The 26,783-nt window shown below is 50.5% G+C and carries 29 protein-coding genes; 16 read left to right on the forward strand and 13 right to left on the reverse strand.

The genetic code is table 11. From position 1 onward, the window contains the following. Positions 1-22 precede the first annotated feature (22 nt). Positions 23-1,114, reverse strand: a complete 1,092-nt coding sequence (locus WJM45_RS07735) for a hypothetical protein (protein WP_341328383.1) — start codon at positions 1,112-1,114, stop codon at positions 23-25. A 124-nt stretch (positions 1,115-1,238) separates the two neighbouring features. On the opposite strand from WJM45_RS07735, the gene gcvH reads away from it, so the two are divergent. Then, positions 1,239-1,622, forward strand: coding sequence for a glycine cleavage system protein GcvH (gcvH, locus tag WJM45_RS07740; RefSeq protein WP_341328384.1), 384 nt, complete (start codon positions 1,239-1,241; stop codon positions 1,620-1,622). A gap of 50 nt (positions 1,623-1,672) precedes the next feature. Here gcvH and WJM45_RS07745 read toward each other — a convergent pair whose 3' ends face one another. Continuing rightward, complete coding sequence (locus WJM45_RS07745; RefSeq protein ID WP_341328385.1) at positions 1,673-1,804, reverse strand: hypothetical protein; 132 nt, start codon at positions 1,802-1,804, stop codon at positions 1,673-1,675. Positions 1,805-2,129: 325 nt separating this feature from the next. Between WJM45_RS07745 and WJM45_RS07750 the strand changes: the two genes are divergently transcribed. The 3 genes from WJM45_RS07750 to mazG all read left to right on the forward strand — a co-directional run bounded on the left by WJM45_RS07750 (position 2,130) and on the right by mazG (position 4,400). Beyond that, positions 2,130-2,492 carry a diacylglycerol kinase gene (locus WJM45_RS07750; RefSeq protein WP_341328386.1) on the forward strand — a complete coding sequence of 121 codons (363 nt, stop codon included), beginning with the start codon at positions 2,130-2,132 and terminating at the stop codon, positions 2,490-2,492. 175 nt (positions 2,493-2,667) lie between these two features. Beyond that, on the forward strand, positions 2,668-3,600 hold the full coding sequence (locus WJM45_RS07755) for a carbohydrate kinase family protein (protein ID WP_341328387.1): 933 nt from the start codon (positions 2,668-2,670) through the stop codon (positions 3,598-3,600). Further along, positions 3,597-4,400 (forward strand): nucleoside triphosphate pyrophosphohydrolase, encoded by an 804-nt coding sequence (gene mazG, locus WJM45_RS07760; protein WP_341328388.1) that lies wholly within the window; start codon positions 3,597-3,599, stop codon positions 4,398-4,400. Before WJM45_RS07755 ends, mazG begins: the two co-directional genes overlap by 4 nt. Before the next feature lie 726 nt (positions 4,401-5,126). On the opposite strand, the gene modC is transcribed toward mazG, so the two are convergent. From modC to WJM45_RS07780, 4 genes are read right to left on the reverse strand one after another with little or no spacing between them, the layout of a single operon-like run. Beyond that, on the reverse strand, positions 5,127-6,203 hold the full coding sequence (modC, locus tag WJM45_RS07765; protein WP_341328389.1) for a molybdenum ABC transporter ATP-binding protein: 1,077 nt from the start codon (positions 6,201-6,203) through the stop codon (positions 5,127-5,129). A gap of 3 nt (positions 6,204-6,206) precedes the next feature. Beyond that, positions 6,207-6,884 carry a molybdate ABC transporter permease subunit gene (modB, locus tag WJM45_RS07770; RefSeq protein ID WP_341328390.1) on the reverse strand — a complete coding sequence of 226 codons (678 nt, stop codon included), beginning with the start codon at positions 6,882-6,884 and terminating at the stop codon, positions 6,207-6,209. Continuing rightward, the gene (gene modA / locus WJM45_RS07775; RefSeq protein ID WP_341328391.1) at positions 6,881-7,645 is read right to left on the reverse strand and encodes a molybdate ABC transporter substrate-binding protein; all 765 of its coding nucleotides are present in this window, start codon (positions 7,643-7,645) and stop codon (positions 6,881-6,883) included. The genes modB and modA overlap by 4 nt, the downstream gene beginning before the upstream one ends. A 31-nt stretch (positions 7,646-7,676) precedes the next feature. Beyond that, a complete protein-coding gene (locus WJM45_RS07780) occupies positions 7,677-9,191 on the reverse strand; it encodes an alginate export family protein (RefSeq protein WP_341328392.1) in 1,515 nt (504 codons plus the stop codon). A gap of 133 nt (positions 9,192-9,324) precedes the next feature. On the opposite strand from WJM45_RS07780, the gene WJM45_RS07785 reads away from it, so the two are divergent. The 8 genes from WJM45_RS07785 to WJM45_RS07820 all read left to right on the forward strand — a co-directional run bounded on the left by WJM45_RS07785 (position 9,325) and on the right by WJM45_RS07820 (position 15,451). Then, positions 9,325-9,543, forward strand: coding sequence for a LysR family transcriptional regulator (locus WJM45_RS07785; protein WP_341328393.1), 219 nt, complete (start codon positions 9,325-9,327; stop codon positions 9,541-9,543). A gap of 39 nt (positions 9,544-9,582) precedes the next feature. Then, positions 9,583-10,236 carry a LysR family transcriptional regulator substrate-binding protein gene (locus WJM45_RS07790; RefSeq protein ID WP_341328394.1) on the forward strand — a complete coding sequence of 218 codons (654 nt, stop codon included), beginning with the start codon at positions 9,583-9,585 and terminating at the stop codon, positions 10,234-10,236. A gap of 299 nt (positions 10,237-10,535) precedes the next feature. Then, a complete protein-coding gene (locus WJM45_RS07795; protein ID WP_341328395.1) occupies positions 10,536-10,862 on the forward strand; it encodes a Plug domain-containing protein in 327 nt (108 codons plus the stop codon). A 70-nt stretch (positions 10,863-10,932) separates the two neighbouring features. Further along, complete coding sequence (locus WJM45_RS07800; protein ID WP_341325239.1) at positions 10,933-12,108, forward strand: transposase; 1,176 nt, start codon at positions 10,933-10,935, stop codon at positions 12,106-12,108. Between the two features lie 78 nt (positions 12,109-12,186). Next, positions 12,187-13,827, forward strand: a complete 1,641-nt coding sequence (locus WJM45_RS07805; RefSeq protein WP_341328396.1) for a TonB-dependent receptor — start codon at positions 12,187-12,189, stop codon at positions 13,825-13,827. 14 nt (positions 13,828-13,841) lie between these two features. Next, positions 13,842-14,435 (forward strand): ABC transporter substrate-binding protein, encoded by a 594-nt coding sequence (locus WJM45_RS07810; RefSeq protein ID WP_341328397.1) that lies wholly within the window; start codon positions 13,842-13,844, stop codon positions 14,433-14,435. Further along, positions 14,395-14,565, forward strand: a complete 171-nt coding sequence (locus tag WJM45_RS07815; protein ID WP_341328398.1) for a di-heme oxidoredictase family protein — start codon at positions 14,395-14,397, stop codon at positions 14,563-14,565. Before WJM45_RS07810 ends, WJM45_RS07815 begins: the two co-directional genes overlap by 41 nt. Before the next feature lie 52 nt (positions 14,566-14,617). Then, positions 14,618-15,451: a TOBE domain-containing protein gene (locus WJM45_RS07820; protein WP_341328399.1), complete on the forward strand. Its 834-nt coding sequence runs from the start codon at positions 14,618-14,620 to the stop codon at positions 15,449-15,451. 56 nt (positions 15,452-15,507) lie between these two features. Here WJM45_RS07820 and WJM45_RS07825 read toward each other — a convergent pair whose 3' ends face one another. Together WJM45_RS07825 and WJM45_RS07830 are read right to left on the reverse strand one after the other, a co-directional pair. After that, positions 15,508-18,327 carry an EAL domain-containing protein gene (locus WJM45_RS07825; protein WP_341328400.1) on the reverse strand — a complete coding sequence of 940 codons (2,820 nt, stop codon included), beginning with the start codon at positions 18,325-18,327 and terminating at the stop codon, positions 15,508-15,510. Positions 18,328-18,336: 9 nt separating this feature from the next. Continuing rightward, entirely contained in the window at positions 18,337-19,698 is a 1,362-nt protein-coding gene (locus WJM45_RS07830; RefSeq protein ID WP_341328401.1) for a FecR domain-containing protein, read from the reverse strand. Between the two features lie 1,254 nt (positions 19,699-20,952). Here WJM45_RS07830 and WJM45_RS07835 point away from each other — a divergent pair. From WJM45_RS07835 to WJM45_RS07850, 4 genes are all read left to right on the forward strand, one after another. Further along, the gene (locus tag WJM45_RS07835) at positions 20,953-21,231 is read left to right on the forward strand and encodes a hypothetical protein (protein ID WP_341328402.1); all 279 of its coding nucleotides are present in this window, start codon (positions 20,953-20,955) and stop codon (positions 21,229-21,231) included. Between the two features lie 544 nt (positions 21,232-21,775). Continuing rightward, positions 21,776-22,249 carry a hypothetical protein gene (locus tag WJM45_RS07840; RefSeq protein ID WP_341328403.1) on the forward strand — a complete coding sequence of 158 codons (474 nt, stop codon included), beginning with the start codon at positions 21,776-21,778 and terminating at the stop codon, positions 22,247-22,249. Continuing rightward, entirely contained in the window at positions 22,161-23,135 is a 975-nt protein-coding gene (locus WJM45_RS07845) for a reverse transcriptase domain-containing protein (RefSeq protein WP_341328404.1), read from the forward strand. Before WJM45_RS07840 ends, WJM45_RS07845 begins: the two co-directional genes overlap by 89 nt. 281 nt (positions 23,136-23,416) lie before the next feature. Beyond that, the gene (locus tag WJM45_RS07850; protein WP_341328405.1) at positions 23,417-23,752 is read left to right on the forward strand and encodes a hypothetical protein; all 336 of its coding nucleotides are present in this window, start codon (positions 23,417-23,419) and stop codon (positions 23,750-23,752) included. A gap of 139 nt (positions 23,753-23,891) precedes the next feature. On the opposite strand, the gene WJM45_RS07855 is transcribed toward WJM45_RS07850, so the two are convergent. From WJM45_RS07855 to WJM45_RS07875, 5 genes are all read right to left on the reverse strand, one after another. Further along, positions 23,892-24,167: an antitoxin gene (locus WJM45_RS07855; protein ID WP_341328406.1), complete on the reverse strand. Its 276-nt coding sequence runs from the start codon at positions 24,165-24,167 to the stop codon at positions 23,892-23,894. Then, positions 24,157-24,438, reverse strand: coding sequence for a BrnT family toxin (locus WJM45_RS07860; protein WP_341328407.1), 282 nt, complete (start codon positions 24,436-24,438; stop codon positions 24,157-24,159). Before WJM45_RS07860 ends, WJM45_RS07855 begins: the two co-directional genes overlap by 11 nt. A gap of 275 nt (positions 24,439-24,713) precedes the next feature. Then, entirely contained in the window at positions 24,714-25,127 is a 414-nt protein-coding gene (locus tag WJM45_RS07865; protein WP_341328408.1) for a nuclear transport factor 2 family protein, read from the reverse strand. A gap of 228 nt (positions 25,128-25,355) precedes the next feature. Next, entirely contained in the window at positions 25,356-26,153 is a 798-nt protein-coding gene (locus tag WJM45_RS07870) for a class III extradiol ring-cleavage dioxygenase (protein ID WP_341328409.1), read from the reverse strand. Positions 26,154-26,272: 119 nt separating this feature from the next. Next, positions 26,273-26,617: a hypothetical protein gene (locus tag WJM45_RS07875; protein WP_341328410.1), complete on the reverse strand. Its 345-nt coding sequence runs from the start codon at positions 26,615-26,617 to the stop codon at positions 26,273-26,275. Positions 26,618-26,783: the final 166 nt, after the last annotated feature.

A 26,783-nucleotide genomic window follows, 5' to 3' on the forward strand; every position in this document is an offset into this window, starting at 1 on the left:
CTGAGTTTCGGTGTTCGGCAAATCAATCATCGTCATCATCATCTTCATCATCGGGAATTTGGCTTTTGAATTCCTCCGAAAGCAGCATTTGCGCACCAGTTACGACTAATTCCTGGCTCGGCCGCAAACCGTCCGTGACGAAATAGCCGGCATCCGTGTCGATAAATTCGGTAATGGTCAGTCGCTGAAAATGTTCCGGGGCTGTTTTGACGTAAACGAAAGCTTGACCGAGATGGCGAATGACGGATGATACCGGAATTAACACGCCGACTTCGGCGTTTTCGCGTAATGGGATGAAGGCGGCGATGCGCATGCCGGTTCGAATTTCGCCGTTTTCGGTTTCGAAAAAATAACTTTCGCCTTGGGTCAGCGGGTCGGTTTGCGGTGCAGGCGATATAAAACGCGCCGGTTCGGTTCGGTTTCGCTCGCCGTAGCGCGAGACCTGGATTTCGTCGAGCGTACCGACCGGTTTATTATTAGGCGGCAACGAGATATGCAATAAATTCTTTTGTCCGGAAAGATAGGGGCGCAGAGTGTCGGTATTGGCATCAAGAAACAATTCGGCAATCACTTGGCCCCAATTGAGTACCGCCTCATTGCGAACGGTTTCGATTTGTAGACGGCTGCCTTGAGTTATCGCTTGTTCCGACTGCCATTGCGACTGTTGTTCTTGAAGACTGCGCCCGGAAACGGCGCCGCCACGGTGTAAAAGCCGAGTTCGGTCGATCGATTGTTGAGCCAGCGTCAGTCGAGACTTGGCACTCTCATGCCCGCTGAGTGCTGCGAGGTAACGGTTTCTCAAATCCAGCAGCGGTTGTAACGCAACGACATTACCGTACGCGGTCAGTTCCGGACGATACCGATAAGGTTCGAGTTTCATTGTTTTCAGGCCGGAGCGAATTTGAGCGGCCGAGTCTATGTTCAGAGTGCCTTCATCCCCGTAGTCGTCATCATCGGTTTCGCTTCGAACGAGAGCTGTTTCTTTGTCTTGAGACGCCGCAAAAGCAATGCCATTAGCGCTTAGTGCAAGCGCTAGGCTAATCAAAGTCGGCCATTTCAATTCGCCTAACAAGGTTATAGGGCGACTGGCGAAGTTAATAAAGGAGAATTTCATGTACGGCATAAGCAAATTATAAGGGCCGGAAGGCGGGTAATCGAAATTATTTGTTGTTTTTATAATGGATCGCGTTATTCTTTACGGTTTGCGCCGTTAGGCATTTTTGAACGGAGGACTATCGATGAGCGATTTGCCGGAAAATTTAAAGTATGCAAAAACCCATGAATGGGCAAAACTGGAAAGCGATAATGTAGTGCGCATCGGTATTACCGAATTTGCGCAAGCCGAGCTCGGCGATTTAGTCTTTATCGAACTGCCTAAGGTCGGGCGTGTCGTTAAAGCGGGCGAACAATGCGCGGTCGTCGAGTCGGTCAAAACCGCTTCGGATTTATTCAGCCCCGTGTCCGGGGAAGTCGTTTCGGTTAATGAGGAACTATCCGATGCGCCGGAGCAGGTCAACGACGATGCCTACGACGCTTGGCTGTTTTGTGTGAAGGCCGACAATCCGGCAGAATTGGATTCCTTGCTGGATGCTTCGGCCTACGGTCAATTGATTGCCGAATAAGCAGAAAGCGTTGTTTGACGCGTTATGGGGGGGGCGGTCATACGCTCAAGCTAAGCACAGGTCACCGCTGCTAAATCGTTACCGACCGCTTCCGGCGGGTCCAAGTAGCGTAGCCCGGATGGAGCGAAGCGCAATCCGGGTAGTTCGGGGCTACGCCATTCTCGTATTTCGCTACGCTGCATACGGGCTACATACTTGAATAGCAACTTGAAAAAGAAAGGATGTGAGTTGGCCGGTACTTTGCTTGTAAGTGATACGTCCGCTTGTCATTTATCCACAAAATCTGTGGATAACTCTGTGGATAGCGTCTTGAGAAGATTCTCAACAATTTGACTTTGCAGGCGTTTTTACAAATCGAACAAGTATTGGTCGGAATATAATATTATTAATAAACAATGACTTATAAAAATTATCAAGCTTATTAAGACGCTGTAAAATCATTGTAATTAAAATGACAAAAGGCTTGTGTAATCTGGCGTTTTAATCTACCGAAACTTGTATCAAACTATGGCAAATCAAAACGCAAAAGGTTTTAAACGCATCGTAAACGCTTTTTTCTTTTCGCTGTCGGGCTTTAAGGCCACTTGGTTTCATGAAGAGGCGTTTAGGCAAGAGGTTTGGTTGTTTATAGTCACGACGCCGTTGGCCGTTTGGCTCGGCGAGACAAACATCGAGAAATTGCTGCTTATCGGCAGCATCGTCCTGGTTTTATTGGTGGAGTTGTTGAATTCGGCGGTCGAGGCGGTCGTGGACCGGGTCGGTTTCGAGCATCATGAACTGTCCGGTCGGGCCAAGGACATCGGTTCGGCCGCTGTCATGCTTTCTTTGGTTTGGGCGGCGGCGACCTGGATATTGATTTTATTTTTGTAATTATTCAGCGTAAGTCATGTATGAGAAGGTGTCAGGCATTGATTTATAAGGCTGTCTGCAACAGGACGTTGCAGTCAGAGCTTACAGGGATGTATTCACGCGTCCTTAGAAATCAATGCCTGACACCAACCTACCGCATGCGCTGAATAATTACTTATTTTTTTTAGGAGAAACAATGAGTGCATTAATCTGTGGTTCGATGGCTTACGATACCATCATGGTCTTTCATGATAATTTCAGGAATCATATCTTGCCGGAAAAAGTCCACATTCTTAATGTTTCGTTTTTGGTGCCGGTCATGCGCCGCGAATACGGCGGTTGTGCCGGTAATATCGCCTATAACCTCAACTTGCTTGGCGAAGATCCTTTGATCATGGCGACGGTAGGGCATGATTTCGAGCCGTATTCGCAGTGGTTGTCTCAATGCGGCTTGTCCAGCGAATTCATTCGTATTCTCGACGACAATTACACCGGTCAGGCTTATATCACGACCGACCAGGAAGACAATCAAATCACGGCGTTCCATCCCGGGGCGATGAGTTTCTCGCATTTGAATTCGGTGCCGACCAACGGTTCGATTAGCATCGGCATCGTCTCTCCGGACGGCAAGGAAGGCATGCTGCAGCATGCCGAGCAATTCGCCGAACAGGGCATTCCGTTCATCTTCGATCCGGGCCAAGGCATGCCGATGTTCGACGCCGATGAACTATTGATGTTTTTGGAACAGGCGACTTGGGTCACGCTAAACGACTACGAATCCGAAATGATGCAGCAGCGCACCGGTTTGTCGTTGGATGAAATGGCAGATAAGGTCGATGCACTAATTGTTACTTTAGGCGGCAACGGTTCGAAAATATACGTCGGCGGCGAGTGTATCGAGATTCCACCGGTTAAGCCTGCCGCGGTTGTCGATCCGACCGGTTGCGGCGATGCTTACCGCGCCGGACTCTTATATGGATTGATGAACGATTTGGGTTGGCCGACGACCGGCAGGATCGCTTCGTTGATGGGCTCGATAAAAATAGAGCATCACGGCACGCAAAATCACAGCTTCGACATCGATTCATTTAAGGACCGTTACCGAGATACCTTCGGGGCGTCGTTTTGAGTCTAAGCAATACCGAAAAATTGCTCGGCATTATGGCGCGGCTTCGCTCGCCGGACGGCGGCTGTGCCTGGGATATCGAGCAGGATTTCTACAGCTTAATCCCGTACACGATCGAAGAGGCTTATGAAGTCGCCGATGCGATCGAGCGTGGCGATCTCGATGACCTCAGGCTCGAACTCGGCGACTTGTTGTTGCAAGTCGTTTTTCACTCGCGCATCGCCGAGGAGCGTGGCTTGTTCGATTTCGAACAAGTCGCGGGCGGCATTGCCGAAAAGTTGGTCAGACGGCATCCTCATGTCTTTGGCGATACTGTCTATCACAGCGATGAAGAGCGCAAGCAAGCTTGGGAGCAAGCTAAGTTGGAAGAACGTCAATCGAAACGCTCCGCTGAATTACCGGACAGCGTGCTCGATGGCGTCCCGGGGAATCTACCTGCCTTGGTGCAATGCGAAAAAATCCAAAACCGCGCCGCAAGTCATGGTTTCGACTGGCCCGAAGTCTTGCCGGTGTTCGATAAAGTTACCGAAGAATTAGAAGAAGTCAGGGAGGCGTGGGAGTCGGGCGATCAGGCGCACATTCAAGAAGAAGTCGGCGATCTGCTGTTAGTCGCGGTCAATCTTGCCCGGCACCTGAAAGTCAATCCCGAGATCGCGCTTCGCGAAAGCACCAAAAAGTTTTCGGCGCGTTTTCAATATATCGAAAGGCATGTTCAAGAATCCGGGCGCGATTTGAGAGACTGCAAATTGACCGAGCTCGATGCGTTGTGGGACCAAGCGAAACAGGCGTTGAAAAAGAAGTAGGTCGGGTTAGGCGTAAGCCGTAACCCGACATGTAGGTTGATCGATTCTCTATTCTCTGATTTCTAGGCAAAGAGCTTGGGGTTGAGTGAAATAGGCATTGTGTCGCTATCGCGACGCCAGTTTGACGTCGGTTCGCGGACCGACAGCCGCGATACTGCTACGAAACCCATCCATGGGTTTCGCCCTGCGGGCCAGCTAAAGCTGTTCAAAATCGCTCCAGGCGATTTTGTCTTTGCTTGTCCAAAGAAAAGTAACCAAAAGAAAAGACACCCGGAGGCCGCTGCATCCTGCGCGCTGACGATTTTGCCGAGGGTTTTCGGAAGGGCTATCCCTAGCCCTCCGAAAACGAGCGGCATCCCTGCCGCTCCCCTAGCGGGCTGCTCTCGGCAAAATCGCCAGTGCTCGGCGCGGCCTAACGGGACCCAGGGGAGGGTGCTTTGAAACATATCAAATTCGCTACTTCCCAAGCTCTAGCTTGGAAAGTAAAAGCCGGAAGCTCTGGCTTCCCGAAACCTACTGGACCGATTGGGCTTTTCTCCGCTGTAATTGCTGAAAGCGAAAGAGCATTAGCTTCTTTTTCACTTGTATCGCGAAGCTAGAGCTTCACGTATCTGCTTCCCAAGCTTGGAGCTTGGGAAACAGCAGAATCACTTGAATTACTCATTGGGTGATCAAATTGGAAGGTATAACTAATTGAATATTCTCGCGTATTTCGTGGACAAAATGTTATTCCATTAATGCCACTGATTTAATTTGTAGCCAGATCGCTTGGCCGGGTGCTATTTCAAGTAAATGCGCCGAACGCTTGGTCAATCGTGCAACCAAAACGCTCGGCCCGACTTTGACGCTGACCAAGGCCAATCCCGGATGTTCGTCGTCCGCGATGGCTTCCACCTCGCCGGGCAGTACGTTCTGAATACTGGAATGCTCTTGATTGTCGCGGGCTAGGCTGATATCTCTCGCCAGCACTCTGACGCGGACACGGCGGCCGAGCGCAAGACCTTTGTCCCGCGTCCACAGACTGCCGCCGGGAAAATCCAATTTTGCCAAATGCCAGTTTGAGTCGCGTTCCGCAACGAACGCGTCGAGCACGACGCCGGTCTCTTCGCCGAGACGTATCGGCAAATCGATTCTCGCCAGTGTTTCCTTGAGCGGTCCGTGAGACAAGACCTTGCCGTTATTCATCGCAACCAGATAATCGGCCAACCGGGCGACTTCGTCCGGCGAATGGCTGACATAAAGAATCGGGATGTCCAGTTTGTCGTGGAGTTTTTCCAAATAAGGCAGAATCTCTTGTTTACGGGCCGAGTCCAGGGCGCTGAGCGGTTCGTCCATCAACAGCAGGCGCGGATTGACCGCGAGCGCGCGGGCAATGCCGACGCGCTGACGTTCGCCTCCGGACAGACGGTCCGGTTTCCGGTCCAGCAAATGGCCGATACCGAACAGTTCGATGATCGGATCGAGATCGGTTTGCCGGGCAGTTGGAATTCTTTTTCGGCCGTATTGCAGATTATTCAGCACGGTCAGGTGCGTAAACAAACTCGCTTCCTGAAAGACATAGCCGATCGGTCGTTTGTGCGGCGGCAGCCAGTTCTCGCCGTTTTGCCAGATTTCGCCTTTGAACGACAAGAATCCCTGTCCGGCGCGTTCCAGTCCTGCAATGCAGCGCAGCAGCGTGGTCTTGCCGGAACCGGACTGCCCGAACAACGCGCTGACGCCGCGTCCCGGCAATGTCAGGTCGATATCGAGCGAAAAGCCGGGCCAATTCAATAAAAAGCGGGCTTCGATTTGGTCTTTCGTCATCGTTCAAGCCTTTTTCGCGCCGGGCCGCCAGGCGTAGACAGTCAGCAGGACCATGAAAGAGAAAATCAGCATGACTGCGGCCAAACTGTGCGCTTCGCCGTATTCCAACGCTTCGACGTGATCGTAAATCTGCACCGACGCGACGCGGGTGATGCCTGGAATGTTGCCGCCTATCATCAGCACGACGCCGAATTCGCCGACCGTGTGCGCGAACGTCAGTACGCCGGCGGTCAGGAAACCGGGCAAGGCTAGCGGCAGCGCGACGGTAAAAAACGCGTTCAACGGCGAGGCGCGCAATGTCGCCGCGGCCTCCAGCGGTCTGTCGCCGATGGCTTCGAAGGCATTTTGCAGCGGTTGCACCATGAACGGCAGCGAATAGAATACCGAGGCCAATACCAAGCCTTCGAACGTGAAAGGCAACGGATCGACTCCCAGCCCTTTTGTCAATCGGCCGACCGGGCCGTTCGGCCCCATCGCCAGCAACAAATAAAAACCCAGCACCGAAGGCGGCAACACCAACGGTAGAGCAACGACGGCGCCGATCGGGCCTTTCCAGCGCGATTTCGTTCTTGCGAGCCACCAGGCGATAGGCGTACCGGCGACGAACAGAATCGCGGTCACGACCAGCGCCAGTTCGAGAGTCAGGATGACTGCTTGGAGGTCGCCGGTGCTCAATATCATTTGTCTTTCGCCGGTAACGTGAATCCGTAGCGGGTCATCACCTCGCGCGCCGGCTTGGAGTCGACATAGGCGGCGAAGCGTTCGGCCAGGATATTGTCCGCTGCCCGTTTGGTGATGATATAGCCTTGTGCGAGCGGTTCGTGCAGCGTGTCGGGGATCAAATAATGGCCGCCTTGCCCCGCCAGTTCGGGATTCAACGCCAGAGATAATGCGATGATGCCGATTCGGGCGTTGCCGGTTTGCACGAATTGCGCGGTATGCGCGATATTTTCTCCGTACACCAATTTCGGTTCCACGGCCGCCCAAATTCCCGTAGTGCGGAGCGCTTCCTCGGCCCGTTTGCCGTAAGGGGCGTGTTTCGGATTGGCGATGGCAATGCGGGTAATCGATGAATCGGTCAGGTTTTTCAGCGTCAGTTTGGAGGCATCCATCTGCGCGCTCCATAACACGATGCGACCCACGGCATAAGGCTTGACTTCGGATGCCGCGAAACCGGCTGTCGCCAGTTTTTCCGGAAACGCGATGTCAGCCGAGAAATACAGATCGTAAGGAGCGTCCTGCTGAATCTGCGTAAAAAACTTCCCCGACGAGCCGTAAACGATTTCGATCGTGTCGTCGGGATGCGCTTTCCGGAATTCGGCGGCGATTTCATCGAGCGCGAACTTGAGGTCGGCCGCCGCCGCAATCACGATTTTTTCTGCATGAGCGAGCGTAGCCGCCAAACAACAGACGATCAGTAGTAACGTTTGAATCGATTTCATCAGTTTTTCTCCGGCGGTGATGGATCGGCAATCAGAAGCGAAACAGGCTTTGTACATAGAAATAATCGACGTCCTGGCCGTCGGGCGCATTCGGCGCGTCGCGCGCGAAACCGCCTTTGAACAGATGCGTCCAGCCGGTTTCGAAGTTCAGGCTGCTATTGACGTTCCAGCGTGTCGACAGCTCGATCTGGTGGCCCAGATAGTCGCCCGATGCGCCGCTCGCATCGCGCAAGCCTGCCGCCGTCCAGGAGTCGCGGCTTTCGGCGAGCCAGAAAAAACGATGACTGAAAAAAGCCTGCAGATCGTCGCGCGGCGATATATTCACCCGGTAGCCGGGCGAATTAAGATTGCCGCGCGCGACGACGCCGTAGATGCCGGTCGGGCTGTATTCGAATCGCCTCGCCCCGAACAAGGTATCGAAACGCTCGCTTTTGTCGTCGTTCGGATCGCTGTCGCCGCTCGCGTAATCGTAGTGCAAGGCGAGATGCGGCGACCACGGCATGTCAACGGTATAGCCGACCGAAACGTGCTGAAACCAGGCCGTATGATCCAAATCGCGTCCGTCGCCGGATTCGTTCGTCGCGCGCATCGTGCCGAATTGTCCGGCGGTTTCGAGTTGAAAATCGAATTCGCCTTTGGCTGCCTTGCGGTACCAGCGCATGCCCGGCGTGAACAAACGCCGGTTGCGCGTCGCATTATCGTTTTGATCGCCTTCGCTCAGATGATACAGATAGAGTTCGGCATTGGTTTTCCAGCCTATGTCGTAAATCTCCAGAAAGCCGCCTGAAAACCAGGTCTTGTACAATTCCTTATCCCACTCATGCTTGCCGTCCAGCATTTCCTGCCGGTCGTTCGGATAGCGGCCGACCGGCATCGTTACGAAACCGTTGAATTGCCATTTGCCGTTGTCCTGGAAACGCAGTCGCGCACCGGTGAAGGCATTGATCGTGTTGCGGAAGACATTGCGCGCGACCAGACGGCGGCTGCCGAAATTGAGCGTCTGCCGGCCGAGAATCACTTCGGTTCCGATGCCGCTGTCGAGAAAATTCCGTTGTGCGAAGGCCAGGTAAGCCTGTAGAAAATCGGCTTCGTTGGCATGGGTATTGTTGATCGGCGATCCCGAATCGCTGCCGAATTGCCGCGAATCGAGAAATTCGACGCCGAAACGAATCGCATCGAAGCTCGCCTCCAGGCTCAGGCATGTTTCCAGCGGAATCTGTTGATCGCCTCCTTGCGCATGGGCTCTAAATTGCCCATCGAGGATTTCATAGCGAGTGCGTTGTTCGAGCGAGATCGAAAGCCAGTCGGGCAGTGTTAACGCGTCATGTAAGTTCCAGAGCGGTTTTTCATAACGCGGCTGATCCGCCAAACGGTCGTTCATTTGACTCGAAAAGCAAGCAAACGGCGGTGTGGCCGGTCTCTTAGTCGTGGCATTGGCCAGTGCAAACGGAGTCGAAAGCATTCCGGCGACCGCCAGCGTAATACCGGATATGGCAGTGTCTGTCGAATTTACCGATGCTAATTTGGAAAATGGCTTTTTGAACATCGCGTTAATATTTACGGTCGGGTTGAAATTGTCGCATTTAACGAATCGTGTGTTTGCTCCTATCGTTATATTGTTAAGTATATAATGAAAGGCACAAAATGATCCATTTAAAACCACACGAAGAAATGCGGGCATGAAAAAACTTAACTACTTGATTGCGCTTGCCAGGATCGGGCATTTCGGTCGCGCGGCGGAAGCTTGTCATATTTCCCAGCCGGCATTCAGCTCGGCGATTAAGCATTTTGAAGAGGAATTGGGCGTGACGCTGGTTCGGCGCGGCCAGCGCTTCATGGGATTGACGCCGGAGGGTGAGAGAGTCTTGCTTCGCGCGCAACGCTTGGCGGCCGATTAGGAAAGTTTAAAGCAAGAAGCGGCCGCTTCCGCAGGGCAGTTGGCCGGTACATTGCGGATCGGCGTCATTCCGACGGCCTTGACGGCTTCTACATTTTTCACCCAAGCTTATCGAAAAGAATATCCCCGCATGCATTTTAAGTTGTTCTCGCTGTCCGCAGAGATCATCTTTCGTAAACTCGATGCTTTCGAGCTCGATTTGGGTTTCACCTACCTTGGAGACCCGCGCCTGCAAGGTTTGCATATTTTGCCGTTGTATCGGGAAAATTATGTCTTGCTGGCGCGCCGGTCCTGGGAGGGCGCTAGGCTGTCATCGATGACTTGGCTCGATGTTGCCAAACTTCCGTTGTGCCTGCTCACGCCTAACATGCACAACCGGCAATTACTCGATGCCGTATTCCGCGACGCCGGAGCATCGCCGAACGTAGTCGTCGAGACCGACTCGGTGCTGACTTTGTACGCCCATGTGGTTGGTGCAGGATTGTTTACGATCCTGCCGCATAGCCTGTTAAGTACGATCGGAACAGGGCAAGAGCTGATTGCGATGCCGCTGCATCCGCCTTCTTATCGTCAAATCGGCTTGATCGCACCCTATCAAAAACAACCTTCACAAATGCGAGCAGCGGCATGGAAAATCGCTAAAACGCTTGAATTACAAAAACAATTCGATGGCTTGATAAGCCGTTTCGATTGATCGATTCGAATAATCGATTGGCTTGTGCTGTGGGTAACGGTCGACAATAACCGGGTGCTGGATGTGCGTTGATACGAGCGATGTGTATCTTCAATTGGTATGGAGCATGCTGATTAACGTTATGTAGTCTTATACATAAAGAATATTGGGAAGTCGATTCCTTGGGTTTGTAATGATTGCTACAAAACTTTGGCGCTTGTCATGAACAAGACATTTGCCGGATCGGTGGTTGGCAATAGTTAAACATAATTATTTTGATGGGTGGGCTTATGCGAAAGTTAATCTTAGGGATGTCTATAGTGGCTTGGCCTCTAGCGACGACAGCAAATCCCGATATATTCAATTTGGGTGTGGTGGAAATAACGGCCGAGGCCGGGCAGGAAAAATTCAGCGGTAAGGAAACCATCACTGCCGAAGACATCGCCCGTTACAACCGCAACGACGTGGCTTCGGCGTTGAACTTGTTGCCGGGCGTGTCGATACAGAATTTGGGGCAACGTAACGAACGTTTGATATTTATCCGGGGCTTCAATTTGCGCCAAGTGCCGTTGTTCATGGACGGCATTCCGGTGTACGTCCCTTACGACGGCAACGTCGATTTGAACCGCTTCACGCTGATTGACTGACAAAACTCAAAAGTCGAAAAGATTAGGAGATAATATCGATATTTGACCGGTTCTAGCAAGGAAGCGAAACATGCAACAGAGCACGCCTTTATACGATAGCATCTTGAAATTATTGCACCATGCGCCATGGCGCGATAGACGACACCTGTATACCGTGGCTTGGATGGTGTTGGGTTTATTATCCAGTGGTTGGATCAGTCTAAGTAAGTGGTCGCCTTATGTCGTGAGTCGTGCGGAGCTGGCGCAAAGCGTCGAGAGACGCTTCAAGCGTTGGCTGACGAATGGGCGTATCGATGTGTTGCGGTTGTATGCGGCGTTATTGCGGGAGGCTCTGAAGGACGTAACGGAAGAGCCGTTGCTGGTCGCTTTAGATACTTCGATGCTCTGGGACACGTTCTGCGTGATCCAGTTGGCGCTGGTTTATCGTGGGAGGTCGATTCCATTAGTTTGGAAAGTGATGAAACATCCCAGTGCGAGCGTGGCGTTCAAAGACTACCGAGGCGTATTGGGGTTTGCGGCGCGACTGTTTCCGGAACGAGAGATCATTTTGCTGGCGGATCGTGGCTTTTTACATGGCGAATTGCTGAATTGGATTCGCAAGACGGCCGGCTGGCACGCGCGTATTCGCTGCAAGCGTTCCGTCGGGTTTTACCAAAAAACGGGCAGCGGCTACCGCAAGTTGGCCTTACGTTTGCTAGCCGGGGAAGTTTGTTATTACCACCATGTCGGGGTGACCGGTGCGCATATCCCTGCGCACTTGGCGGTCGGCTGGGAAAAAGGGGCGAAAGAACCATGGATCATCGTCAGCGACCAACCCACCAATGGCGATACGCTCTATGAATATGGGCGGCGCTTCAACATCGAAGAGGGCTTTTTGGATCACAAATCCAACGGTTTTCAGTGGGAGTCTTCGCAATTGCGCGAAACCGAGGCGCTTCAAAGGCTCTGTTTCATCATGGCGGTCGCCACCTTGGTGTTGGTTTGCCAAGGGGGTGCGGTCGTTGCCTCAGGCAAGCGGCGGCGTGTCGATCCGCATTGGTTTCGCGGTTATAGCTATGCCCGTATCGGCTGGGATTGGATACGGCGTGCTTGCGCTCGCGGTGATGCCATTATTGACAGTCTAGTTCTGCACGCTTTGCACGACCCCGAGCCCGCTCGGGCGAGTAAACGGCAACCCGATCGATCCCGCTGGATGGATGATTTGCCCTGCCGCATTTTTCTTTTTACTATGCAATTAAGGAGTTAAGAGTTTTGTCAGTCAATCAGCCGCTTCACGACCTTCGATATCGGCCAGATCGATGTCAGCAAGGGCAATGCGTCTGTGATGTACGGACCGAATACCTTGGGTGGCAGTATCAATCTGATCAGCCGACGACCGTCCAAAGAGCTGGAAGCTAATTTAACGCTCGGCATGGGCATGGATTCGCAATTTGACGATAATTATTATCAAACGTCGTTGAACGTCGGTTCCAATCTCGGTTGGGGCTATATCCTAGGGGGATTTTCGTTTCTGGACCGTCAATCTTGGCGTTTGTCCGACGATTTCAATCCGATGGCTTTCGAGGACGGCGGTATCCGCGAAAACTCCGGCAACACCGACTACAAGGGCAGCATCAAAGTCGCGTTGACGCCGAATGAAACCGACGAATACGCGGTCGGCTTCAACACGCAAAAAGGCCGAAAGGATACACCGCCTTACGCCGGTACCGATCCTGACGTGCGAACGCGATTTTGGCGCTGGCCTTATTGGGACAAGGAAAGTATCTTTTTCGTATCGCGTACGCAATTCGCCGATGTTCATACGGTTAAGCTGCGCGCTTACCACGATACCTTCAAAAACAGTCTGATGTCGTTCGACGATGAGACTTACAGCCGAATCAGCCGGCCCTATGCCTTCGACAGCCAGTACAACGACTATACCTTCGGCGGCGGCATCGAATATATCAATACCTGGTTCGATCATCACGAGATCAAGTTGGGTTTCAACTACAAACAGGACGTACACCGCGAAGTCGACAACCTCGATACCCAAACCCATGTCAACACCCGGCCCAAAACGCCGAAAGAACGCTCGGCCGACGAATATTTTTCGTATGCGATAGAAGACGTCTATACGCCTACCGATGCCTGGCGGTTCGTGTTCGGCGCGAGTTACGACCGGCAACACCGTTTGCAGGCGCAGAACTGGACCGGTACCCAGATGCAGTTGTTTCCGTTGAGCAATCAGGATGCTTATAACGCTCAAGGTGTGGCTTATTACGAGCTGTTCGAGGATTTAGTGCTGCATGCTAGTCTGGCGCACAAAACCCGGTTTCCGACGATCAAGGACCGCTATTCGTTTCGTCTGGGCAATGCTTTGCCGAGTCCCGACCTGAAGGCCGAAAAAGCGTTGAATTACGAGTTCGGCGTTGACGGCAAGGCATTCGGCATGCTCGATTACGGTGCCGCGCTATTTTTCAATCAAATCGACAGCGCGATCGAGGAAGTCACGCTGGACAAAAACTTTTGTACCGCGCAAGGGCTCAATCCGCGCTGTTTTCAACAGCAAAACATCGGCGAACAGGAAAATCTCGGCATCGAACTGTACACCACCGTCGATATCAACGACGCGTGGCGCTTGCATGCCAATTACACCTGGCTCGACCGCAACAATATTACTAACCCGGCTATCAAGCCGCTCGACACGGTCAAACACAAAATGTTCGCATCATTGGAATATCAACCCTTCCAGTATCTGCGTCTTTTGGCGAGCGCCGAATACAATTCCGACCGGTTTAGCGATACGCTGGGCGTGAGAATTGCTGATGAATTTGTCATGGCCAATCTGAAAGCGACCTTTCCGGTTCATGAAAATTTTAGCGCCGAATTCGGCGTCAACAACGTCACCGACGAAAACTATGCCTATCAGGAGGGTTTTCCCGAGCAAGGGCGTAACTATTTCGCGAACCTGAATTTGCGCTATTGAAGCTGAGGAAATAAATGATGAGATTTCGATTCGTAGTTTTTATGATGGCGTGCTTGACCGCTTACGATGTGACGGCCAAACAAACGTTGACGGTGCTGACGGCTTATCATGAAGAAGCCGTCGCCCAATTTGAAACCGTGTTCGAGCGCGTGCATCCCGACATCGACGTCAAGATCATTTGGCGCATGCCGCACGATGCGCTGCCTTATCTACGGCAACCCGAGCAAAGCGGAGTCGATGTTCACTGGTCGGCTTCCCTGCACAATTATTTACAGTTGAAACGGGAAGGCATTTGGCAAAAGCTCAACATAGATTATAGCGGCCTACCGGACAATTTGGGTGCGATGCTGCTGGCCGATCCGGACGGCTTTTACCGAGCAAGCGAAATAACCGGCTACGGTTTCGTGCTGAATCCCGATTATTTGCAAAAACACGCTCTACCGCAACCGAGGGCCTGGCAGGATCTGGCCGATGCGCGTTATAGCGGCCATATCGCGTTGCCTGTGCCGTCCCGATTTCGAGGCCGGGGGGCGAGATTGGCGCACGCCGCCTTTGTGGGGTATCGGCTTGGTCGAGCGCATCAACGGGCACAGTTTCTTTCTACATGACGGTCGCGCTAGAAATCTAATGGAAGCCGTGCTTTGGCATGGCGGCGAGGCACGCCTTGCCAGGCGCCATTTCGAACGCTTGTCATCGGATGAGCGTTGGCATGTCGTTCGATTTTTGGAATCGTTATGACGTTTCCAATTAAAATTAGAATCGTTTACTGCAAAATTAAGGGATGTCGACCATGACAGAAACCGAAAAACCTTCCACCGCTATCGCTAAAGAAAGGCCGTTCGAACGGCTTGTCGAAGGCGAGCTACGCATTGCCGGCGCATTTACTTGGAAGTTGTGTAATTTACTGAGCGCGATCGAATCGACCGGTTCGCTCAATCGTGCCGCGAAACAGGTCGGTCTGAGTTACAAGGGCGCATGGGAAATTTTGGAACGCGCCAACAATCTTTCGCCGCGGCTGCTGGTGACGACCGCAATCGGCGGAAAACACGGCGGCGGCAGTGTTTTGACCGACGCCGGAAAAAGCCTCCTGAAACTGTTGGCCAAACTGCGTAAAGAGCACGATCAATTTTTGGATCGCATCAATCAGGAGTTGATCAACAATTCCGAGTTTAATTACTTAATCAGGAGAACCTTTATGAAAGCCAGTGCACGTAATCAATTTTTCGGAACCGTCAGCGAAATACGTGAAGGCGGTATCAATGTCGAAATCGTCATTGCATTGAAAGGCGGGGATACCTTGGTTGCAGCGATAACCCAGGAGTCGATGAAGAAACTGGGTGTCGCGGTAGGCGTCGAGGTCGTGGCGTTGATCAAGGCGCCGCAAGTGTTGATCGTGAGCGATCTAGGGCCGTACCGGCTGAGTGCTCGTAATCAGCTTTCAGGATCGGTGTCGCGCCTGCAAAAAGGCTCGGTGAATACCGAAGTGGTAGTAGAATTGCCCGGCGGCAATTCGGTTTATGCGTCGGTGACCAACGACAGCGTCGAGGAGTTGGGGCTTGTCGAAGGAAACGACGTCATTGCGGCCTTTAAAGCCAATGCGGTATTTTTGGCGGTCGCCTCTTGAGTGGCGTTGAACAGAAACGGAGTTTGCAATAAACGAGGAGTCCATATATGGGTATATTATTTTTGTTCGCCATTTTCGAGATCGGCCAACAATGAGTTAACTTCATCGACCGTTAATGGTTTATTGAAGTAATATCCTTGAATTCCGTCGCATGCAAAATTTTGAAAAAATGCCAATTGCGTTGCCGTTTCTACACCTTCGATGACAACGCTCAATTCCAAGTTGTTCGCCAGTGTAATTATTGCTTTGGCAATCGCCGCATCGCCCGAGTCGGTTGCGACGTTTTTTACGAAACACTTGTCTACTTTGAGTTGATCGATGGGTAAGTTCCTCAATAAGTTGAGAGACGAATAACCGGTTCCGAAATCATCGATGGCAATGGAAACGCCTTGAGATCTGATTCTAGTTAATATATCGATAACCGTGTCGATATCGTCGGTTAACACACTCTCGGTAATTTCCAGCTTAATGACGCCTTCGGGGATTTTATGCTCGATCAACAATTGCGTGATGCTTTCGGCAATATTCGTCTGTAGAAACTGCCTTGGCGAAAGATTAACCGAAACGGTAAATCCGGTGAAACCGTCATCCGACCAAGCCCTCACTTGCCGGCACACGTCAGCAATAACCCATTCGCCAATCGGGATGATTAAACCGGTTTCCTCCGCCAGCCCGATAAATTGGTCGGGGGAAATAAATCCTTTTTCTTCATGGCGCCAGCGCAATAAAGCTTCCAACCCTACTAAACGCTTTCCCCAAAGATCCCATTGCGGCTGATAAAACACCTCAAATTCTTGCTTTGCTATAGCTTGATGAAGATCCGCTTCAAGAGCCAATCTCTCGGCCGTCCATTTTTCGATTTCCGGACTATAAAAGCCATACCGGTTGCGGCCAAGCGCTTTTACCCGATACATTGCCGTATCCGCATATCTCATTAGATTTTCTTCTTGTTCGGCGTCTTGCGGAAAAAGGCTGATTCCAATACTGAAACTTATATAAAGTAACTTATCTTGAATAACGAATGGTTCTGAACAAGCCAGTCTGATCTTTTCGGCAACTTCCGCAGCGCTTTGAGAATGGTGAACATTGGCTAAAATTACTACAAATTCGTCCCCGCCCCATCTTGCGGCACTATCGACCGATCGAATGCAGCTTTGTAAACGTAGAGCAATATGCTTTAGTAATTCATCGCCCGCATCGTGCCCTAAACTATCGTTTATTTTTTTAAAATGATCCAGGTCCATGAAAAATATAGCCGCACCGCTCCGGTCGCGTCGTGCTTGAGCCAATACTTTGTTGAGGCGATCGCTAAACAACACGCGATTCGGCAAACCGGTCAGGGTGTCGTGTGTAGCTAAGTGTGTCATTTGGCGGCTGATTTGCAACGTTTCGCTGATATCGCTAATAGCCAAAACGTAACCTTCTCGGACTCCCCGATCGTTTAGCATGATATTCATTGTTATTCTGACGGCGATCTGCGCTCCATGCCGGTTTATCAAGAATAAGGGCTTTTGTTCGATGCCGGACGAAATATCGGCGTTGCAGTTCCCGTGCAGATCGTAAAATCTGGCCGATGTTTCATATCCGTCAACCAAATTGACGACTTCGTTTAGCGTTTTCCCCCTTACTTCTTCGAAAGAATAGCCGGTCAAGCGCTCGGCTACCGGATTCATAAATCTAATGTAACCGTCGGCATCCGTCGCTACAACACCATCACCTACCGATTTAAGGATAGTAGCGGTATTCTTTTTTTCCCTTGCCAAATAGAGGTCTGCGAATTCTAAACGCCGCGCAGTCCATAGGGCATGGAGGAACAGCTGCCCAGCTAATGAGGAGGCTGGAGAAAACCAAATCGAAACCCGATTCATCAAAATATAAGCGGAAACGACGGTACATATCAACACCGCCACCGAACCTAATAAGCCGATCCAAGGCATTTGAATCGATTGAGTCCGGCTTGCAAGCACTACCAGTAAACACGACAACAATAACTGCGATGGATGATTTAACTTATTGATCGATAAATTATTTAAGAGTGCATTGAGGACTTGTCCGTGCAGCTCCAGACCGCTCATGGGGTTCGTGTTGACAGTAACCGGGGTGGGAAACCGCTGTCCGAGACCGGACGCCGTCATGCCGATCAGCACCCAGCGCCCTTCGAGACGGTTTAAAAAACGGTCGTCGGACAAGGCATCTACATAGGATATTCTTTGCAGCTTACTTAATGAATTGATAAAAGGAATCGCAACGGGTTCCGATCGTTGCCAATGCTCGACATCATGGCCGGCCGCATGGGGAAAATTTATCGATTTATTTCCCGTTTGCCAAACGGCTTGAGCAAAATAAGGCCAGGGATAGCCGTCTTCCATCTGCCAAAGAAAGACGCTTCTGACTACATTGTCTTCATCAAGCCGAATCTCGGTATGGCCTACCGAAGCAGCAGCTTGAGCAAACTCTAAAAGCGGCGGGATGAATTTTTGTTGCGTAGTATTTGGTTGAAGTTCGGGGGCTAACGGTAAAACGACACGGCCGTTTCTAGCGATGGCTCGCGCCAAAAGACGGTCCCCTTGCGAGTCTCCTTGTTCCGCCTCGGCGAATAATATGTCCATTCCAACCGCATTAACTTTTACCGATGTCAACCTGTCCAAAAGCCGAGCATGTAGACGACGGGACCAGGGCCAGCGGCCCAATTGCCTAATACTTTTTTCGTCGATCTCTACTAGTACTATGTCGGGATGGACGGTATGTTTAGTCAGTCGCACGGCCCAGTCGTAAATAAAAATATCCCAATTTCGAAGGTAATCCGAATAAGTCAAACCCATTGTTACAAAGACCGCAAGAATCAAGCTCGAATGGGAAATGGGAAATTTCGTCATTAACTACTATCAAATGGCGAACAAAGCGAAAAGCAACAATAGCAACAGCCACCAATACCAACTCCTCGGCACTTCCAAAGTTTGCGTGGTTCCGAAAGGATTTTCGAATCCGTCTGCATCGATCGTACGAATCCGCATGTAATACGTGCCACTATCCGGTTTATCGAGTTCGATATTCGGTTCATCGACTGTTTTGTCGACAAGCGGTGCCGAAAACGAAGGCTCATCGGCCAATTGGAATTGATACCGTTGACCGGGTAACCCGGCACGCCACCGGATTTGTAAATGCTCGTCGGATATCTCAGGCTCTTCGAGTGCCGGAGCCGGAACGACTCGGCGAAAATGTTGAGCATCGCTGAAAGGGCCCAACCCCTCATTTTCATCAACTGCAGCCACTCGCCAGTAGTAATCGCCCAAAGGTAATTCGTCAGGCGATACGAATTGACTTTCGTCAACTTCTGAATTATCGGTAACTATCTCCCGGAACTTCGAATCTTTCGCAAGCTGAAAATAAAATTGCTCGATATCGACGGGTTTAGACCACACAAAAACAGCGCGTTCTTCGGTCACGCCGCTTGCCGGTTTCGGCTCTAACAACAACGGCGGTTCCGGTCTCGCATTAAGCTCGATTCGAGTAGCCGCGTTCAATCCTTCAAGACCGCTGGCGTCAATGGCACGAATTCGAAAAAAATAATTCCCGTCGGGTAAATCAGGGCCTTTAAACAGATTCCCGGCAAAAGTATTATCGAGCATCAAACTACGAAAATCTTCCCTTAGACTGATTTGTACCCGATATCCCGAACTACCGGCAACTTCAGGAATCCCAAGTTGAATCGGAACTTGTTCCAATACTCGAGGCAACGCGTCGACATTAGGAGCAGGCAATAAATCGACAGGAAGCGCAGGAGGTTCGGAGCCGCGAATCAACAAACCTTGATTCGCCTTTACGAATCGCGAGACGCCCGAGCCGGTCACTTCGATCTTTCCGCCCAGCACTTCAGCACGGCTGACAGCGTTTTCCTCGTCTTGATTGACACGGTAGTCCGTGCCTCTAACGGAAGTAGTAGCGGAAGGCGTTTTAATCTCGAAGCGATTAGCTGGTCCGGTACTCGGCTCGACTTGAGTTTCCAACCTTCCTTTCTCGAGCATCAACCGGTTATCGACCATTCCGGAATCGCCGAATATGCCGATTCGGTCCAAATGCAAATGACTTTTTTCCTGTAGTAACAAAAACGAGCCGTCGATAAATTGCAATCTAACATTGCTGTCGTCCAGGGTTTCAATTTTATCCCCTTCTACCAGCAAGCTACCGGCACTTAATGGAAAACGCCGACCTCCATCTGCCTCTATAACCCATGCTTGGCCATGCATGTCGAAAACCCTTACAAAAAAAGGAGACGTTTTAAGCCACTTGACGGGAACTTTAATTTTGGTGCCCGGTGGAATCTTATATGGATCTACTATTTGATTGTAGGTTTTGAGGCGTTCGGTAAAAGACACGTTTTTAAGGTAGCGATCGGCCAATACCCACAAGTTTTCACCCGCACTAACCGTGTAAATTCAATCGTCGGAGGCAATAACGCGAGTCGATGACAAAAAGATGAGTATGAGAACGAATAATAGTTTACGTTGGACTCTACCATTCAAGTCATGATGATCTCGCATAAAAAATTTCCTCTCCTGTTTACAGTGTTTGCGGTTTATGATGCATGCTTCCTTGTTCGTCTATTTCATGATTCCGTATTTTAAAGCTTAGTCCACGCCGAATTAATCGTCTACCAGAAAAAAGGGAGGGGCGAAGAAAGATCGGCTTAAGGTCTTGTGTGACAAGAGAAGCTAATAATTTCTTGCAGTGCCGGATGGGTGTTGTAGGACTGTCCGAACTATCAGTTTAAATCTTCTGCTAGCCTGGACGAAACGATGTTGCCGGCCTATTTCAGAGGAAAATGTAGCTATCGAGAAATAGGGTATTATTTTGAATTATACCTTTCGCACTTCAAATTCCGGCATTGCCAGAGGAGGTGCCTGGTTGTCCGATAAAGGCTTTGCCAGCATGGAGCTGGCATAGAGCCTACATGGACGTATTCACGGCGTCCTTTAGCGGACACCCAGGCACCGAATTTTGATCTACGACGGGTATACATTGTACAACTGTCGGTAAAACCATTAGAGAAGCAAGATTAAAAAAGAAAGCCATGAACCTAAGGAATATGCACAAAATAACTGCTACAAGTAATAGGCTTTGCGGCGTCCTGTCAGGCGAGCAATCGTACCCTCTTCCACGCCCAGAGAATTGGAAAGCAGTCATTGACTATTTCCTAAATGGTCTATTTAGTAGAAAAGATAACCGTTTCAACTGCTAACGCGAACATAGCCAAATAAAACAGGGAAGCGCTGGTTGCGATGGCAGAAATCATGCCGGCAAGCAACGGAATGAGAGGCTTATTGTTGTAGATGCGCGATGATATTAGCGTGGCGAATAGCAAAATAAAAGTCAGGAGGTTTTCTAAGGGTTTGCTCAGTTAGATCAAATTAAAACCTTGCAAACCCGAGTTAAGTACTTGCGCATAAAGCTCGATGCCATTCATGGGTTCCGATTGACCCGATAAAGGTGTTGGAAACCTTGTGGCCAAACCGGCAGCCGAAGCTCCTCAAGACAATCTTATTTTCCAGAGACAAGTCGGTTGTTTTCTCTTGAAGGACATCGAGATAAGAAATTTTTTGAAACTCGCTGTTAACGGCAAAGGGAATCAAAACGCGTTGATTGCGCCACCAAAGGTTCGAACGGGAAGGATGCATGTTGGGACGGCTTTCGCCTTGCCATTTCAATTTATGGTTTTTGGAAAAGATAGATTTAAAAACAAGCATAAAAAAACTTCTACAAAAGTAGCCAAGGGGTCGTGACTTTTGCAAATACGTGCTTGAATAAACGAGACTTGATGCAAATTACAAGACTTGACCGTTCGCAGTAACAGCAGTAAATCTAGCGGGTTAAAGTCCCGTCCAAGGAATTGTCCGTACGCCTTGGTAGTATGAGGAAGCGGCATCGTGGTAACACGGTGTCGTAAGTTTCCAAACAGCAAGAGAGCAGGCCGTAACGCAAGTGAACCTACACGTAGCCTCGTAAACGAATTGGAGGAGCCGACCCTGTGGTCAGAAGGGGAAGGCCGTTGGATGGATACTGAAATAACGGAAGTGGTATCCGTCGACTTCCGGGGTAGCAGGGTCGGCATGTTCTTGAAGATTCATTGCCCAGTGCTGGAGACCCGTTGCGGCGGTGGGGAGGCCATCGACTATTGCGTATAAGGAAACGAAGGCGCAATAGGCCGTAACGGGAGTCGGAGGGGTTCATAGTACCGATGGAAGTCTAGGGACAACATAACCCAGACCGAGGGAAGGGACCCTGCTTTGTTCATGTAACCGAAGAGTGGAGGAAAAGGGGATTGCCATGTTGCTAATAACCCCTGATGAAATCAGGACACTACAGAGGAAGCTCTATACCAAGGCCAAGCAAGAACCGGCCTATCGCTTCTATGCGCTCTATGACAAGGTGTGGCGGGCAGACATCCTCATGTTTGCTTACCGCCTTGTCCGTGCTAACAAAGGAAGTCCCGGCGTTGACGGAGTGAACTTCGAGGACATAGAGCAGAAGATAGGGATAGACCAGTTTTTGTCGGAATTAGCTCAAGACCTGAAAGACAAGACTTATCACCCAAGTCCGGTACGGCGCGTCATGATTCCCAAAGCGGACGGCAGTCAGCGCCCGCTGGGCATTCCGACGATCCGCGACCGGGTAGCCCAGATGGCGGTAAAACTCGTCATTGAACCGATATTTGAAGCGGATTTCTGCCCGAACTCCTACGGATTTCTGCCCGAACTCCTACGGATTTCGGCCAAAGAAATCGGCCCACGACGCGGTTGATGAAATAGCGGAAGCGCTACATCAGGGCTATACCCAAGTGATTGATGCCGATCTGTCGAAATACTTCGATAGCATCCCTCACGCCAAACTGCTGGCCGTTATTGCCGAGCGCATTGTTGATGGTGCGATATTGCACGTCATCAAGCTATGGCTCAAAGCACCGGTCATCGAAGAGGATAAGGACGGCACCAAGAAGCATATGGGCGGCGGCAAAGCAAACAGCAAGGGCACGCCGCAAGGTGGAGTCATTTCACCGTTGCTATCGAACTGCTACCTGCATTTACTTGACCGGATATGGGAGAAACATCAGCTACGATGGAAGTTAAAGGCGCGCATCGTCCGTTATGCGGATGATTTTGTCGTGCTGTGTGCAGGTGCAGTTGATGCACCATTGGCCGCGGTACGGCATGTGCTGGATCGTCTTGATCTTGAGTTGAATGATACCAAAACCCGCATAGTTGATGCCAGAGAGGAAAGTTTTAACTTCTTGGGTTTTTCAATCAGGGTGAGCAAGGGATTGAAGTCGGGCAAAAGTTATCCGCATGTCTGCCCGGCACCGAAATCGCTTGCGAAAATCAAAGACCGTATAACGCAATTGACCGCACGGGAGCGTACGCCGATACCGTTGGAAGATATTATAGGAAGCATGAACGCCAGCCTTCGCGGCTGGTCGGGTTACTTTCACTATCGCAATTCCAATGGCGTACTGGAAAAGGTGAAGACGCATGCTGAAGAACGTCTGCGAAAGCACCTCATGAAGCGGCACAAGGTCAAAGACCGTGGGATCGGCCTCGGTCGTTTCCCAAGCCAGCAGTTATATGCGAGATACGGGTTATACAAGGTTCCGACAAAGGCGGGCTGGAAAACAGCGCATGCCGTGGTGTGAAGAACATCGGAAAGCCGTGTGCGTTAATAGCGCATGCACGGTTTGATGAGGGAGGACAGGAGAAACTAACTATGATAAAGCTAATGAGGCACCGCCAGACGAAAGGGGCGGAAACAGATAGGCCATGTCTACGGAAAGTGAAATCCTGTTCTCTACTCTACCCTATTCAGTATCCGATCGAGTTTTATAACGATGCAGGGCGTGAGCAAGAAGCCGAGCCATTTTACGAGCGCTTGGAAAATTAGGAATATCTGCGTAATTCCGCGCAGGAAGAGCGATCGTTGATTCTGGAATCCGACGAATTTATTCCTCACGGCCTAGACCCCGACATCGTCGCCGATTTTGTCGGCTATTTCGATCGGCACCCGGTCATTGCGAAGGTGTATCTGGTGCAAAAATCGGTGAAATACACGCCGGAATATCCTTGCTATGTGATCGCTTACCGAATCAAACCGAAATTTTGGCAGACGCAGGCAAAAGTCGATGAGCAAGTTTCATCGTTCATCGATAACTCCGGTTTGTCGCAAGACTATATGTTCATCTCCGCCGACTCGGTGAAAAGATTGGAATCCAAGCTGAAAAAAGTCGAAGGTTCCGATGTTTATCGCAGAAAATAACCTAACGATCATGAAGTTACTCATCACACCGGATAATGAAAGTAATCAGAGAGGGTGCGGTTATTCGCCAGACAATCGGTAACCGGCGCTTTTGTAGTGAGCGTAACGAACGAAAAATGCGTCCGTGTTTACGGCCTTGCTATGCATTTTTATCTACTAGCCGACCCGTTACATATTTATGTAGGACACTAGATATTAATGTTTGATATGGCAAACCTTCAATCAGAGCTTTTTCCTGCAACAACTCTAAATCCAATTCTGACATTCGAATATTTACACGCTTGTCTTTCCTGAAGGTGTTTTTTGCTGCTGCCTTATATTTATTAATTTCATCAGGGCTTGCAACTGAAACCCACTCATCAGCTTCATATGACTGAAGTAGTTCCTTCTCTTCCCGGGATAACTTATTCATCATTCACCTCAATATATTTCTTTGTGGCCTTCCTGCTTGGAATGATGGTTTTCAGGAAGAACTCTGTTTCGTTTTCAACGAATGGCACAAGGTAGGCATAGTTTTCGATGTTGACTATGAACATACGCTGCTTCGGATATTTTGCAGGATTCGGGTGCTTCACTACATCCAAAAGCCCTTCATTCTCAATGTGATAGATAATTCTCTCGAACGATATACCCCGTTCCCGAATTAACTGCTCATTCTTCTCTGAGTTCCAAGCGAAGTGATTCATGCTTAAAATTTAGCACAACGTGTGCCTATTGCAATCATTTTGTTGCATAATCGCGGCTCTCACCAGCGGGGTGGGCGGCAAGCTGTAAGCTTGACGGCTGCGCAGTCTGGTGAAGTGCCTTGTTCCGGCGCAAGGCGCGACGGGACAAGGCCGAACGAAGTGAGCGCCGCGATTCCCGGCGGCGAAGCCGCCGGGAACGCCGCAATTCACCGGCGCGTAGCGAAGCGGAGCGTCCGAGTGAAATTGCCTTGTTAGGCCAGTAGTTCGCTACGAAGCTATTGAAGCTCATCGGGTTTTCCGCTGACTGAAATCATTTGCCAAGCGCCATCCATTTTAAGATATACCTCGCTCCATTTCCCGGTAACCTTCAACGCTTCACCGCCCTTCGGGATGACAGTTGCCGTGTATGTATAGTGCGCTACACCTACCCGACCATCATAAACCTGAACGCTCAATGGCTGTAGTTCATACTTTTGTAGTTCCGGCGAATTATCTGTTACTGAATTAACCGCCGCTTCTCGATCGTGAGGGAGCGGTGAACTCATATCCCAACCTATATAGCGCGGATGAAGGGTGGAGCGAATTTGATTCTTATTGCGATTCATCGACAACGCCCAAAGAGCAAGAACTCTCTCCCAAAGTTCGCTTTGTTCTGGTGAGAACTCATTTATGCGGATATAGTTCGACATTATCTTCCTTAATGGCCTAATCGCGGCGCTCACCAGCGGAGCGGGCGGCAAGCTGTATGCTTGACGGCAGGTCCGTCTGGTGAAGCGCCTTGTTCCGGCGCAAGGCGACGGGACAAGGCCGAACGAAGTGAGCGCCGCGATTCCCGGCGGCGAAGCCGCCGGGAACGCCTGAGCTAACCGGCGCCAGCGAAGCTGGCGTCCGTGTTCAGCGATTTGTTAGCAGTCGGCTCACCACACATACATACTGGACTCTTTGTTCATAACCCTAAGATTGATCGCTTCCGCTGGCTGCCCGGCAGCAGCGCCGAAACACACATGAAGCGGCAACAGGTGCTCCTCTCGCGGATGGCAATACCTTGCTCCAGGGGCATCGGACCAGCGAATTAGTTTTTGTCGCCGTTGCGCTGCTGAATAGGTTGAATTACAGCATGAATCGCCTAACCACTGCTCAAAATCGCGATTGGACTGGGATGATTCAACGGTCTCTGGGGCAAAGAAAGCTTTCAAATTATGGAATGAAAACCCCGAACCAATGAGCAATACGTTTTCACGCTCCAAGTCTCGTAATGCCTCACCGACAGCTATGTGGCTTTCAGGATCTAGCGAGCTCAACAAAGACAGTTGGACACAGGGAATATCTGCCTCGGGGTACATGATCTTAAGCGGCACGAAAACACCATGATCTAACCCTCGCTCTTGATCCATGTTCACATCAATCCCAGCGGATTCAATCAACCTATGTAGCTCGCCAGCTAATGACGGCTCGCCTTGGCAAGGATATGTAATGGAATACGATTCTTCGGGAAAGCCGTAATAATCGTAGATCAGCACAGGGTTTTCAGTTGCCGTGATGGTTGGGACTCTCTCTTCCCAATGAGCGCTGACCACGACAACGGCCTCTGGGCGACCTAGCCTTGCACCCAATATCTCCAAGGAAGTCACCATTTCACTATGGCCAGGATCACCTAAAAGCGGCATGGGACCACCACCATGAGAAATAAATACGGGCTGAATTCGACTTGGCATTTTCTTTCTCCCGACTGCTAACGCTTTGCTAATGGGCTGCCGCAGCGCAGCGTAGGCAGTCCCGTGGAGGCCACGCCGTTTGTGGCCGGAACGAAATTTAGCAAATTGTTAGGCAAATTCTAGTAGGATACAGTCCAGCTTCCGTTATTTGTGACTACATCAACCTGAGCTGCCTCGCACGGCCCAGAAAATGAAACTGATACCGACTCCCCAAATTTCAATTGTTTTGGCAAGATGGGCTTTCCATTAAAGATATTTTTATTTTCGATCTTGCAGTTACCTCTATTAACTATAATGTCTTCAACAGTAACTTCATCGCTAATTGCTTTCACTTTCACTTGAACATAGTTAATTCCGAAAAGCTGATTGACCTTGTCGTAAGTTTCAATGTCGACATTAGGTTCTGACTTCCCACATCCAATTAGCAATCCGGTTAAAGCGAAAATCACTACCATTTTTTTCATTTAGTTTCTCCGTTTGAAATTTGCGTGACTATTGTCACTGCCTAACGTTTGGTTAAGGGGCGGGCTTTAGCCCGTCCCAGCGAGCGCAGTGAGCGATTTGAACCAGTTGTTGAACCAGTTGTTGGACGAAGCCGCTAACGCGGAGAAAAGCCGTGCCGCTTGATTG

Source organism: Methylotuvimicrobium sp. KM2, from assembly GCF_038051925.1.
Classification (GTDB): Bacteria; Pseudomonadota; Gammaproteobacteria; order Methylococcales; family Methylomonadaceae; genus Methylotuvimicrobium.

Coding starts and splice junctions, on each gene's coding strand:
- WJM45_RS07735 (WP_341328383.1), bottom strand. CDS start 1,114: ATGAAATTCTCCTTTATTAACTTCGCCAGTCGCCCTATAACCTTGTTA.
- gcvH (WP_341328384.1), top strand. CDS start 1,239: ATGAGCGATTTGCCGGAAAATTTAAAGTATGCAAAAACCCATGAATGG.
- WJM45_RS07745 (WP_341328385.1), bottom strand. CDS start 1,804: ATGCAGCGTAGCGAAATACGAGAATGGCGTAGCCCCGAACTACCCGGA.
- WJM45_RS07750 (WP_341328386.1), top strand. CDS start 2,130: ATGGCAAATCAAAACGCAAAAGGTTTTAAACGCATCGTAAACGCTTTT.
- WJM45_RS07755 (WP_341328387.1), top strand. CDS start 2,668: ATGAGTGCATTAATCTGTGGTTCGATGGCTTACGATACCATCATGGTC.
- modC (WP_341328389.1), bottom strand. CDS start 6,203: ATGACGAAAGACCAAATCGAAGCCCGCTTTTTATTGAATTGGCCCGGC.
- modB (WP_341328390.1), bottom strand. CDS start 6,884: ATGATATTGAGCACCGGCGACCTCCAAGCAGTCATCCTGACTCTCGAA.
- modA (WP_341328391.1), bottom strand. CDS start 7,645: ATGAAATCGATTCAAACGTTACTACTGATCGTCTGTTGTTTGGCGGCT.
- WJM45_RS07780 (WP_341328392.1), bottom strand. CDS start 9,191: ATGTTCAAAAAGCCATTTTCCAAATTAGCATCGGTAAATTCGACAGAC.
- WJM45_RS07785 (WP_341328393.1), top strand. CDS start 9,325: ATGAAAAAACTTAACTACTTGATTGCGCTTGCCAGGATCGGGCATTTC.
- WJM45_RS07800 (WP_341325239.1), top strand. CDS start 10,933: ATGCAACAGAGCACGCCTTTATACGATAGCATCTTGAAATTATTGCAC.
- WJM45_RS07805 (WP_341328396.1), top strand. CDS start 12,187: ATGTACGGACCGAATACCTTGGGTGGCAGTATCAATCTGATCAGCCGA.
- WJM45_RS07810 (WP_341328397.1), top strand. CDS start 13,842: ATGATGAGATTTCGATTCGTAGTTTTTATGATGGCGTGCTTGACCGCT.
- WJM45_RS07820 (WP_341328399.1), top strand. CDS start 14,618: ATGACAGAAACCGAAAAACCTTCCACCGCTATCGCTAAAGAAAGGCCG.
- WJM45_RS07825 (WP_341328400.1), bottom strand. CDS start 18,327: ATGACGAAATTTCCCATTTCCCATTCGAGCTTGATTCTTGCGGTCTTT.
- WJM45_RS07830 (WP_341328401.1), bottom strand. CDS start 19,698: ATGCATGGCCAAGCATGGGTTATAGAGGCAGATGGAGGTCGGCGTTTT.
- WJM45_RS07840 (WP_341328403.1), top strand. CDS start 21,776: ATGTTGCTAATAACCCCTGATGAAATCAGGACACTACAGAGGAAGCTC.
- WJM45_RS07855 (WP_341328406.1), bottom strand. CDS start 24,167: ATGATGAATAAGTTATCCCGGGAAGAGAAGGAACTACTTCAGTCATAT.
- WJM45_RS07860 (WP_341328407.1), bottom strand. CDS start 24,438: ATGAATCACTTCGCTTGGAACTCAGAGAAGAATGAGCAGTTAATTCGG.
- WJM45_RS07865 (WP_341328408.1), bottom strand. CDS start 25,127: ATGTCGAACTATATCCGCATAAATGAGTTCTCACCAGAACAAAGCGAA.
- WJM45_RS07870 (WP_341328409.1), bottom strand. CDS start 26,153: ATGCCAAGTCGAATTCAGCCCGTATTTATTTCTCATGGTGGTGGTCCC.
- WJM45_RS07875 (WP_341328410.1), bottom strand. CDS start 26,617: ATGAAAAAAATGGTAGTGATTTTCGCTTTAACCGGATTGCTAATTGGA.